The sequence below is a fragment of the Ruegeria sp. BHSC037 genome (genome assembly GCF_059613045.1).
Genome location: NZ_JBXWRT010000004.1, coordinates 43912 through 55557 on the forward strand (window position 1 = coordinate 43912; position 11646 = coordinate 55557).

The 11646-nt window shown below is 58.0% G+C and carries 8 protein-coding genes and 1 tRNA gene; 5 read left to right on the forward strand and 4 right to left on the reverse strand.

The genetic code is table 11. The annotated features are described in order from the left end of the window. Nucleotides 1-5 precede the first annotated feature (5 nt). A complete protein-coding gene (gene rpmH, locus AC2FMN_RS04975) occupies nt 6-140 on the reverse strand; it encodes a 50S ribosomal protein L34 (RefSeq protein ID WP_005980833.1) in 135 nt (44 codons plus the stop codon). A 268-nt stretch (nt 141-408) separates the two neighbouring features. On the opposite strand from rpmH, the gene AC2FMN_RS04980 reads away from it, so the two are divergent. The 4 genes from AC2FMN_RS04980 (at nt 409) to AC2FMN_RS04995 (ending at nt 4131) form a co-directional block, all read left to right on the forward strand. After that, nucleotides 409-1167, forward strand: a complete 759-nt coding sequence (locus AC2FMN_RS04980) for a TVP38/TMEM64 family protein (protein ID WP_496686702.1) — start codon at nt 409-411, stop codon at nt 1165-1167. Nucleotides 1168-1170: 3 nt separating this feature from the next. Further along, nucleotides 1171-2589: a dihydrolipoyl dehydrogenase family protein gene (locus tag AC2FMN_RS04985; RefSeq protein WP_496686703.1), complete on the forward strand. Its 1419-nt coding sequence runs from the start codon at nt 1171-1173 to the stop codon at nt 2587-2589. A 66-nt stretch (nt 2590-2655) separates the two neighbouring features. Further along, nucleotides 2656-3990 carry a sensor histidine kinase gene (locus AC2FMN_RS04990; protein WP_496686955.1) on the forward strand — a complete coding sequence of 445 codons (1335 nt, stop codon included), beginning with the start codon at nt 2656-2658 and terminating at the stop codon, nt 3988-3990. A 64-nt stretch (nt 3991-4054) separates the two neighbouring features. After that, nucleotides 4055-4131, forward strand: a tRNA-Arg gene (locus AC2FMN_RS04995). Between the two features lie 504 nt (nt 4132-4635). Here the strand turns inward: AC2FMN_RS04995 and AC2FMN_RS05000 are convergent. The 3 genes from AC2FMN_RS05000 to AC2FMN_RS05010 all read right to left on the reverse strand — a co-directional run bounded on the left by AC2FMN_RS05000 (nt 4636) and on the right by AC2FMN_RS05010 (nt 10856). After that, nucleotides 4636-4884: a putative hemolysin gene (locus AC2FMN_RS05000; protein ID WP_496686705.1), complete on the reverse strand. Its 249-nt coding sequence runs from the start codon at nt 4882-4884 to the stop codon at nt 4636-4638. Between the two features lie 71 nt (nt 4885-4955). Beyond that, nucleotides 4956-7790 carry an autotransporter family protein gene (locus AC2FMN_RS05005; protein WP_257601510.1) on the reverse strand — a complete coding sequence of 945 codons (2835 nt, stop codon included), beginning with the start codon at nt 7788-7790 and terminating at the stop codon, nt 4956-4958. Nucleotides 7791-7955: 165 nt separating this feature from the next. Next, on the reverse strand, nt 7956-10856 hold the full coding sequence (locus AC2FMN_RS05010; protein WP_257601509.1) for a Tn3 family transposase: 2901 nt from the start codon (nt 10854-10856) through the stop codon (nt 7956-7958). Nucleotides 10857-10996: 140 nt separating this feature from the next. On the opposite strand from AC2FMN_RS05010, the gene AC2FMN_RS05015 reads away from it, so the two are divergent. Then, a complete protein-coding gene (locus AC2FMN_RS05015; RefSeq protein WP_257601508.1) occupies nt 10997-11548 on the forward strand; it encodes a recombinase family protein in 552 nt (183 codons plus the stop codon). The last annotated feature ends 98 nt before the right edge of the window (nt 11549-11646 follow it).

The following is an 11646-nucleotide window of genomic DNA, read 5'->3' on the forward strand; positions in this document are numbered from 1 at the left end:
GCGGTTTATGCGCTCAGCGACTTGCGGCCGCGGGCACGGCGAGCGTTCAGGATCTTGCGGCCGGCCTTGGTGGCCATGCGCGCGCGGAAACCGTGGCGGCGTTTGCGAACCAGGTTCGAAGGCTGATAGGTGCGTTTCATCGCTCCGTCTCCAATCTTTGGCGGTCGGGTGCGGCGCGGATTCGCCTGCCCGTGGTGTTCGAAGCCCGTCCTCTACTGGGAACCGGCGGGCAAGTCAAACCCCATAGCAACGGTTTTCTTGCCTTTTGCAACAATTCTGCCGGGCGACCAGCCAAAAGTTTCAGAATCAGCCCGAGGACGGCGGATTTCTCACATTGAACCGGTGCGTGTTCAACCCGGCGTGAAGACCCTGTTGCACAGGAGGCCAAGCGCGCATCTTGTGGGTCTGATGAAGCATTCGAACCCGGACCACGAAATGACCGAAACCACCCAGGTGCCGCGCAATGGGCTGGCCCGACATATTCCCCTGATCGTGATCCTGACGGTTGCCGTCGTCGGGTTCTTTGCGCTGGGCGACTACCTGACCTTTGAGACCCTGCGCGATAATCGCGAGGCGCTGTTGGCCTGGCGTGATGCCAACTACTGGTCGTTGGCGGGGGTTTTCTTCCTGGTCTATGTCCTGATCGTCACCTTTTCTTTGCCCGGTGCGGCCGTGGCCTCGATGACGGGCGGGTTCCTGTTCGGGCTGTTCGCGGGCACCGTGTTCAACGTATTTGCCGCAACCTTGGGTGCCTCGGCGATCTTTCTGGCGGCCCGCTGGGGTTTGGGCGAGGCGTTGACGGCGCGGCTGGAGGCCTCGGAAGGCACCGTCAAGCGAATCAAGGACGGGTTGCGCGAGAACGAGATCCCGGTGCTGTTCCTGATGCGGCTGGTGCCGGTGGTGCCGTTTTTCGTTGCCAATCTGATCCCGGCGCTGGTGGGGGTGAGGTTCCGGAACTTTCTGCTGACCACGGCGCTGGGCATCATTCCGGGCGGCATCGTCTATACTTGGATCGGCGTCGGCCTGGGCGGCGTGTTCGACCGGGGCGAGACGCCAGACCTGTCGCTGCTGACCGAGCCCTTCGTGATCGGCCCAATCCTGGGGCTGTGCGCGCTGGCGGCTCTGCCGATTTTCCTCAAAACCATTCGCGGCCGAAGGGGCCTTTGATCCATGCAAAACCTCAAGACCGACATCCTGGTGATCGGGGCCGGGTCGGGCGGCCTGTCGGTGGCCGCTGGGGCCAGCCAGATGGGCGCTGACGTGATCCTGCTGGAAGGGCACAAGATGGGTGGCGACTGCCTGAATTATGGCTGCGTCCCGTCCAAGGCCCTGCTGGCCAGCGCCAAGCTAGCCCATGCACAAAGCCATGCCGCGCCGTTCGGCGTTGCCGAACACGCGCCACAGGTGGACTATGCCGCCGCAATAGACCATGTGCGGGACGTGATCGCGCAGATCGAGCCCATGGACAGCCAGGAACGGTTCGAAGGTTTCGGCGTGCGCGTCATTCGTGACTGGGGGAGCTTTCTGTCGCCCACGCAGGTTCAGGCCGGCCATTTCGTCATCACCCCCCGTCGCGTGGTGCTGGCCACGGGCTCGTCGCCGCTGGTGCCGCCGATCCCGGGGCTGGATGAGGTGCCGTATGAGACCAACGAGACCATCTTCGACCTGCGCGACAAGCCCGACCACCTGCTGATCATCGGCGGGGGACCTATCGGCATGGAAATGGCGCAGGCGCATGCCCGGCTGGGCTGCAAGGTGACGGTGATCGAAGGCGCGCGGGCGCTGGGCAATGATGACCCCGAGGCGGCCGCAGTGGTATTGGAGGCTCTGCGCGCCGAAGGGGTCGAAATTCTGGAACACGCGATGGTGGCCCGGGTGCGCGGGAAGGCCGGCGCGGTCGAGGTCGTCACCGAGGATCGCGCGGTCCACGCGGGCTCAAACCTGCTGCTGGCGGTGGGACGCAAGGCCAACACCGACCGCCTGAACCTGCAGGCTGCCGGGGTCGAGCAGACGCGCACGGGCATCAAGGTGGATGACAGCCTGCGCACCACCAACCGCAGGGTCTACGCGATCGGCGACGTCGCGGGCGGGCTGCAGTTCACCCATGTGGCGGGGTATCATGCCGGGGTCATCATCCGATCGGCCCTGTTCGGGCTGCCGTCCAAGGCGAGGACGTCGCATATCCCCTGGGCGACCTATACCAACCCCGAACTGGCTCAGGTTGGTCTGACCGAGGCGCAGGCGCGCGACCGCCACGGCGACAAGGTCGAGATCGCCCGGTTCGACTATGCCCACAACGATCGTGCCGTGGCCGAACGCAAAACGACCGGGTTCATCAAGGTCATGGTCGTCAAGGGGCGCCCGGTGGGGGCCACAATCGTGGGGCATCAGGCGGGCGAATTGATCAACTTGTGGTCTCTGGCGCTGGCCAATAACCTGAAGATGAGCCAGATCGCGGCGATGGTGTCGCCCTATCCCACGATCGGAGAGCTTAACAAACGGGTGGCGGGCGCCTATTTCTCGCCAAGACTGTTTGAAAATCAGATGGTTGAACGGGTGGTCAGGCTGGTCCAGCGTTGGCTCCCCTGATCGGGAAAGGAGCGCCACTTGAACTCGCTGTCGGGTCGTTTCCTGATCTTGACGACGGTCTTCGTGATGTTGGCCGAGGTGCTGATCTTCGTGCCGTCGATCGCGCGCTTCCGCGAGGATTTCCTTCTGAACCGGCTAGAACGCGCCCAGATCGCCTCGCTGGCGCTGCTGGCCGACGACATGCTGGCCGAAGAGCTGGAGGCCGAGCTTCTAGCCAATGCCGGGGTCTACAACGTGGTGCTGCGCCGGGACGAGGTGCGCCAGCTGATGCTGTCCTCGCCCATTCCCGGCGACGTGTCCAAGACCTTTGATCTGCGCGAGGCGGGGCCGTGGGTTCTGATCCGCGATGCGATGCTGCGGCTGTTCACCCCCGAAAACGAGATCATCCGCGTGATCGGCCAGCCGGTCCGAGACGCCGGCCTGCTGATCGAGGTCACGATGGATACGGCGCCCCTGCGGATGGCGATGATCGATTATGGTCTGCGCATCCTCGGCCTGTCCTTCGTCATCTCGATCATCACCGCGTTTTTCCTGTTTCTGGCTGTGCGGGTGGTCCTTGTTCGTCCGATCAAGGGCGTGGTGGGCTACATGCAGCGCTATGCGCGTGCGCCCGAAGACGCGCGCGGGATCATTTCGCCCCAGTCAAAGGTGACCGAACTGCGCGAGGCCGAAGAAGCCCTGCAGATGTTGCAGACCGACCTGACCCAGGCCCTGAAACAGCGCGAGAGGCTTGCGCAACTTGGTGGTGCGGTGGCCAAGGTCAGCCACGATCTGCGCAACATCCTGACCTCGGCCCAGCTGTTCACCGACCGGCTCGAGTCCAGCGAAGACCCGTTGGTGCGTCGCATGGCGCCCAAGCTGGTCAACTCGATCACCCGCGCCGTTTCCCTGTGTGAAAGCACGCTGGCCTTCGGCCGCGCCGAAGAGCCGGCGCCGACGCTGACCATGGTGCGCCTGCGCAACGTGGCGGCGGATGTGGTCGGCAGCGAGGCGCTGGCCGTAGACGACGCGCGTATCGAGATTCGTAACGAAGTTCCCGAAGACATGGTCATTCGCGCTGACCCCGAACAGATGTTCCGGGTTCTGATGAACCTCGTACGCAACGCCCGACAGGCGCTGGTGGCGTCAGGGCAGCCGGGCCGGATCACCGTGTCCGCGCGCGAGGACGACGACGCCTGGCTCATAGACATCGAAGACACCGGTCCGGGACTGCCGCTCCGCGCGCAGGAGAATCTGTTCACGCCATTTCAGGGCGGCGTGCGCAAAGGCGGGTCAGGGCTGGGGCTGGCGATTTCGCAGGAATTGGTGCGCGGACATGGCGGCGAACTGGTGCTGAGCCGCACCGGACCCGATGGCACGGCCTTTGAAATAAGGCTTCCGCGCGGCGATGCGGGTTTTTGAAATATTTTTGAAGAATCGGGTTGCACGTCTCGGGCGGCGGGTCTAAATAGCGCCTCACCAACGCGGACCGATAGCTCAGCTGGATAGAGTACTTGACTACGAATCAAGGGGTCGGGGGTTCGAATCCTCCTCGGTCCGCCACTTGGTAAATGTTGAATGTCAGATGAATTTGACCCAAACGTCATAAACTGACCCAATCCCTGTTTTTGCCCGTGTGGCCTGTTGCGTTGATCTGACTTCCCTTTTTGGAAAATCAGGGCTGATTTGCAGGTTCAGACGGCGAAGCCGCCTGTTCCTGCTGATCTGCCACGTGGCGAACGCGGATGGGGGCGAGGCAATGCTATTCGACAAAAGTGGTGCGGCCCGCAGCGCAGCGAGGACACGGTTTTGTCTAATAGGGTTGCCCGAGGGGGAAGGCAGCGCCTTCCCCCTGACGGCCAGGGGCGTTTGGCTTGGCCAAATCCCGCTGGCCCAACGAACAAAAGCGGCGGGGCCACAAGCCACGCCACCGTTGCAGTCATTCGATTTTAGAGATTGAATTCACAGAATGCGGGACCTTCCAGACATTCGAACCGACCGTTCCGGCCGGCGCTTCTGGTACAAAGCGGTCATCAATGCATGCGGTACCCAACGACCGCCGTCACTTCATCCCGCCTTTTCCCTGAAATAGTCCCAGGCTTCGACCTCGGCGCCGTCCTCGAGGATGCAGACCCCGGTCTGCGAGCCGTCGGCGGCACGACGGATCTCGTATGTTCCACCATTTTCGACGCAGTAGGGGTCGACTCCGGCTAAGTGCAGAATAGGGCGGTAAGAGATTTCTTCATGCAGGTAGATTGGATAACTGCCTTTCAGCCGCATTTTTCGGAAGGCTTCGTGCTGATGGGGCCCGGTCACTTACCAGAGGGAATGATGAACGTCATTCAGGTCCGGCGAGTGAAAACTGCTCCGCCTGTTGATGCGATATTTCACCAAAGCATCCTGAATCCTGCTGTTAAACCATATCCGTGACTATCTCCGCCGCCATCTAGTGATGAGCTATAGGCGGCTTCAAGGTAGAGCGTTTTATCTTCTTCCCAAACAATCGACCCACCGAGACCAATTTCAGCCCATGTCGTCTGGTTTTCCAACGACAGGTTGCTTCCAGAAACGCCAACTGTTGTCGATCCCGCAAACTGGTGCAGGATGTTTCCGATGACGTAGACTTTTTCACGGTGCCCGGCATATCCAGCACCCCGGCTATGATCGCCAAAGAAATATCCTTCAGTGTACTCATGCTCATAGGCCAGACCAATGCGGCCGATCAGGCTAGTTTCTGAGTTGAAATCTACAACATTCCCCGCGTTGTCGGTAAAATCATCTCCATCCCAGCCGCCCCAGGTCAGCTGCGCTTGCGGCACAAGAGCGTTCTGTTCATCCAGTTCGTACAGATGGCCGACCTCGAAACTCAAAGCATAGGCTTTCGAGGAAACATCCGATCCTAATGATCCACTGGTTGACGATGAAAAATCAGTATCTATCCAGTTCAACTGTGCCTGGGCATCGAAGTAAGTGCCGGAATTTCCATACCAGGTTGCAGTTGCGCCAATCCCGACCCCGTCTGCATCGATATCGCCGCGCCCAAGAGCGTTTGTCACATCCGCGCTAACGCTGCCAAGTTGACCTGTAACACCCACAACCCAAAACCCGTTGTCACCTTCGTCAATAGCAACATCCGCACCGAACTGGAGGCCCCATCTTTGTGTGTCGTAATTCAGACCTGAGGTGCTGGAGTCGGGTGAAATGTCAAAACGGTTACCATAAAGGCGCAGCCACGCGCCTTCCTGAGGTTGTACCGGGCCCCGCTCACTGTCCCGAGACAACCATTGCCTCTGACCAACACGTTGTTCCAGTGTCGGCAGGTCTGTGAAGCCGAGCAGCACCGAAGGCGTTGCCTCATAAACCGCTCCGGTTCCATTTACGCCGATGCTGCTTAGAAAGAATTGGCTGCCAATGAGCTCAAGGTCATAAGAGAAAGCCCCGGATGCGACCGGGCCACTCGCCAGCGCAAAGTCACCGGCGGATGTTGTCCCGGCCACATCAACGACCAGAACGTCATTGCCTGATGCCAGACCTGTTGAGACATCGGTTACGGCGATGGCTGTTGTTCCCCCGTTCACGTCACCGGCGACTTGCAACGAATCCGCTGTATCTGAGGTGAAATCGACATCAACTTGCAACTGACCGCTGCCGGAATAATCGCCGCTCACAGACACCACATCCCCTGCCGCACCATTTCGGGTGGACACTATCCCATTGTTCGTCAGTGCGCCGGTCAGAGAAAACCCGCCAGCGGCATTCAGAATACCGCCTGCATTGGTTTGAAGCGCTCCTGCGACGAGCAGGTTATCAGTGAACGAAATCGTGGACCCTGCTCCGATCACTACGTTCTCCCAGTTGATGACATTCGTGCCGGTCAGAGCCCCGCTGGTTCCGGTAAAGGTCAGAACGTCGACAAATCCGTCGGCAAGGCCAGTATCATCGCCGCCATCGAACAGGGTAACGCCGCTGAAATCTCCACCTGAAAAGGTTACAAGATCGGAGCCGTCCCCCATCAGTATTTGGCCCACCGTTGTGCTGTTGCTGGTAAAGGTTGCGGAATCATCGCCGGTGTCTGCGAGAATATCACCAACAATTCCTCCATCACTGGTCAGCGTGTCATTCCCACCTTTGAGTAGAATATTACCGGTTGTAGTGCTCCCGGTCTGTAACGTTGCCTGATCATCAAAGGCGCCCAGAGCAAAATCCAGCGCCGTACCGGCTCGGCCGGTAATTGCGCCAGAACTGATAACCGTTCCCATGCCGGTGGCGAACTGAATGCCAATCCCGCCATCTAACGTACCGGAGTTGATGACCGTGCCATTGTTCAAAGCAACGGCCACATTTCCGGTGCCTCCACTGGTCGTCGTAACGGTGCCGGAATTGTCTACAAACCCGTTGTCTTGACCAAGGATACCATCGTCACCCGCGGTGATAGTTCCCGAATTGATGGCCGTAAGATCATCACCTGCTTGAATCCCCCGGTCTGTGGCTGTTATTGTTCCGCGGTTTGTGACGCTATTCCCATCTCCGATATCAAAACCGTCGTCGCCTGCATTGATGATACCAGTGGCAGAGTTTACGAGGGTGTTAGTATCACCGGCATCAATTACATCGTCTGCTGAAATCAACGTTCCGTTGTTTGTTACGGTGTTGTTGTCCTGAACCTCGATGCTGTTGTTATTAGCAGAACTACCACTCCCTGCTGATGTAATTGTGCCATTATTCGTTATCGTGTTTGAATCTTGTCCATCCAGGCCATCATCGCTGGCTGAAATTGTACCACCGTTGGTCACAACTGACCCGTCCTGGAACCGAAGACCATCAACTGTTGCGGTGATGCCCCCGTTGTTTGTGAGAGCGCTAGAGTTCCCATCAAAGTTCACACCGTTAGCGCCAGAAACAATTGATCCATTGTTTAGCACGGTCAGGTTATCGACGGCCCCGGCATCAACGATGCCATCACCCCCGGCATTGATGGTCCCACCGGCATCCACTGTACCCACATCACCAGGAGTTGTCAGGGTTTGTTGACCAACAATCTGTCCGTTTTGGATCGTAAAGCTCTGAGCATATGCGCCAGAAGTCATCAATGTCGTCGACAGGAGCGACCACGCAAAAATCTGGACGCGTGACCCTGAAGTATAGGTGTGTTCATCCTTCAGGGTTGTTCTCAAACATGCCTGTTTTTCGTTTTTTCTCATTCTTACCAAAGCTTCACTCATTCAAAACAACGTACTCGATTTAGTTCGGATACAAATAAAGTTTGAAAAAAATACGCCGCAATGCTGTTATTTGTAAGGTCGTGTGGCAGTTTTGCCAAAACTAATCTACCTACCCGAAGCATGTGCTTCAGGAGGGTATTGAGACCGAATGAGCGCCCGGCCCTTCTAAGTGGCAATGGCTTCGATCTGTCGCCACCTATATTCACCGGTGAGGATAATATGTGCCCATCCAAGGGGCGAGATGTGTGAAAGAAGATAGGCTGGCGTGTCCAACCCGGCCTTTTTCCGCTGCGCGACCGCTATGCCGAGCTGTTTTGTATTCCAGTAGATGATGATTGCGGTGAGCAGGTTCAGTCCTGCAATGCGGAAGTGTTGACCTTCGATTGTGCGATCTCTGATTTCTCCCTGCCGACCAATCCGTAGGGCACTTTTCAAAGCATGGTGCGCCTCACCTTTATTGAGACCAATGTTGGCGCGACGCTGCATATCCGTGTCGAGCGCCCATTCGATGATGAAGAGTGTTCGTTCAACCCGCCCGATTTCGCGTAGGGCAATGGCCAGGTCGTGTTGTCTCGGCCGCGCCGCCAGTTTCTTCAGGAGTTGACTGGGTTGCATCCTGCCGGAAAGCATCGTCGCAATGCAGCGCAGAACATCCGGCCAGTTGGCGATGATGGTGGTTTCCCGGATTTTGTCACCCACCAAGCCCTTCAGCTCAGTCGGGACACTGCGCCGATCAAAGACATGCAGCCGTTTAGACGGCAAATCCCTGATGCGCGGGATGAACAGATAGCCAAGCAGCGAAGTGGCGGCGAACACAAGATCGGTGAAGCCACCAGTATCGGCATACTGTTCTTTGATCCGTTTTCCGGTCGGGTTCATCAGCAACCCATCCAATATATATGGGGCCTCGTTCACCGTGGCAGGGATAACCTGCGCAGCAAAGGGGCCATACTGATCTGTTACATGGGTATAGGCTTTCAGGCCGGGTTCATGACCGTACTTCGCATTGATCAGATTCATCGCCTCGCCTTGCCGCGTGGTCGGAAAGAATTGCCCGTCACTGGAAGCAGTTTCACCGGCACCCCAGTACTTTGCCATTGGCAACTGTGCTTGCGCTTCGATCACGTTGGCCAATGCCCGATTGATAGCCTCGCTTTCCACATGCCAGTTCGAAAGTCGCGCCAGTTGGGTAAAACTATGCGTGCTGCTAGCTCCGGCCATCTTACTCAGCCCAAGATTTAGACCCTCAGCGAGAATGACGTTCAACAATCCGAGCCTGTCTTTGCACGGTGCCCCGGTGCGCAGATGGGTGAAGGCATCGGTGAACCCGGTATCATTGTCCACGTCCATAAGGATATCCGTTATCCTCACCTCTGGCAGACGGCGATAAAGATCAAGGATGAGGCTATCGGCCTCCGCAGGTACATCAGCTTCAAGCCGGTCGACGCGCAAGCGGCCATCCTCGATGACGCCGCCGGGGAGGGTTCCATTTTTGACCGCCATGGCAAGCCTGTGCAGCCCGTCTTCCAGCCGTTGTTTTCGATCTGCGATCCAGACGTCCGGTTCCAATGGCATCGACAGCCCCATGGTTTGAGCGGCCTCGACCGGAACCAGGCCCTGTTTCATGTCGCTGTAGCGGCGGGAATGAGCAAGCCAGACATCCCCGGATCTGAAGGCTTCGCGCAGATGGAACAATACCGCGACGACCCAAAGACGCTCCCGGTTGGTTTCTGGATTCTGCAGGTGGCCTCGCCATTTCGACTGCGGTTTCAGAAACGGCGCAGACCGGCTTGGGATATCCTGCTTGTCGCGGATCACATCAGCCGCTGCGAGCAAGGGTTCCGTCACGCTGGCGCAGGCAATGTCCAAGGCCGCCAGCATTCGCGGGGCATAGAGCTTGAAGCGGTGATACCCCTTCTCGACGTAAGCCAAGGCATCCGCTTTGACGGTCTTGCCGAGCGCTCCTGCCGTTGCGACGAGGTTTTCCAGCATGCCCCAACCACAGGACGCATCCACAGCACCGGCGACAGCCGTGTCATCACCTTTTGCCAGCAGCAAGGTCGTGCCCAACGTCTCGAACCCCGCTAAAGTCGCTGCGATCTCCGATTGCGCCTCTGTAACACGGGCATCGCAAATCCTCTTTGCCTCTCGCCAGATCGACCCCACGATCCGGTCATGGGTCTCGACCACAGTGTCTGCAATGGCAGCCGACCATTCCACGATGCAGGTGGCAAGGATGGCCAAACGACGATCACTGGTGATGTCTCGAAGCCCATCCGTGAAATACCTTTCGCCTTGGCGGCGCAATTGCGCGACCCGGTGCGCCGGGATGTCGTCGAGGATTGCTGGTGGCAACGCGAGCCGTTGCAGAAATTCCAATCGGTTGAGCTGGCGGTTGATGTCGGCAGAGTTTTTTCCAACCTCAAACCGCCGTAACCAGACAAACCGACTGACCCGACCACCCACCTCTTCGGCCAGCAATTTTTCGAGCTTGGCGCGCGCATTTGCATCGAGGCGAGCGGCTATGCGCGCCTCAATTCTATGTTCAGCGGCGACCAATGCATCAGCACAATGACGTTCGATGACCGAAGTTCCCGGCAGAATGATCTGCTGTCTGCGGCATTCTTCTGCGAACCCACGCACCAGAGCCTGACTGGATTGCGCGGCTTGGGCATTTCGGTCCAGCCAGTTCCGCATCTTTTTGGCGCGCTTGCCGGAGAACATCTTGTACCCGTACATCTTGCGCAGAGCATCCAGATGTTCCCGGCGGGTCTTTTCTCGCGTGGCATATGGCAGGAGATTATCTGGTTTTAATCCGAGCTGCGCGGCCACAAAGCGGCAAACGGGTTCAGGAATGACTTCTCCTGCTTTCAGCAGGCGACCTGGATACCGAAAGGCACAAAGCTGAAGCGCAAAGCCGAGCTGATTTTCAGGCCGCCGCCGGGTGCCGATATGCTCGATGTCTTCATCATCCAAGGTGTAGTGCCTCAACAGCGAAGCTTCATCGGTGGGAAGATCAAAAAGCGCCGCGCGTTGTCGCGCTGTCAGGACTACTCGGTGTGCCATCGGATTGTTCTTTCTTTATGGGATGGGGTCTTTGAAAGTGTAGAAATCGAGACCATTCGCTTGCCATGTCTTTTTCAATGTCTCAATATGATTGTCGCAAGACCTCTTAATTTATTCGAGACCCCCAGGTTCAAAATCTCATGGCCAAAGTTGGATACGCCCGCGTCAGCTCCGTCGGACAATCCCTGGATGTTCAGCGCGAGAAGCTTGCCGATTGTGACAAGCTCTTCGAAGAAAAACGAAGCGGAACGACCGATGCCCGACCTCAGTTGAAAGAATGCCTGAATTATGTCCGTGACGGGGATCAGCTTGTCGTCACGCGCATCGACCGATTGGCGCGCTCAACGCTACACCTGTGTCAGATCGCCGAGACCCTGCGCGAAAAAGGCATCGATCTGGTCGTCCTCGATCAGAACATCGACACATCCGACGCAACAGGGAGGCTGCTGTTCAACATGCTTGGGGCCATCGGCCAGTTCGAAACCGAAATCCGTGCCGAACGCCAGATGGACGGGATCAAAAAGGCTAAAGATCGCGGCGTTCAGTTTGGCAAACGGCCCGCCCTTACAGCAGAACAAATCGCTGAGCTTCGCGAAAAGCGCGCAGCCGGAACGCTGATCAAAGCTCTGATGGCCCACTACAGCCTCTCTAAGGCTACCATCTACCGATACCTCAGCGAAAAAGAGACCTGAGCGCGACGCCAGTACCCCGATCCGGGCTTAACGCCCTATTCTGCACCCAGCCGGAGTCGACCCCCAGTAGTTCGCAGCGGGGTTAGCAAGAGCTGTTG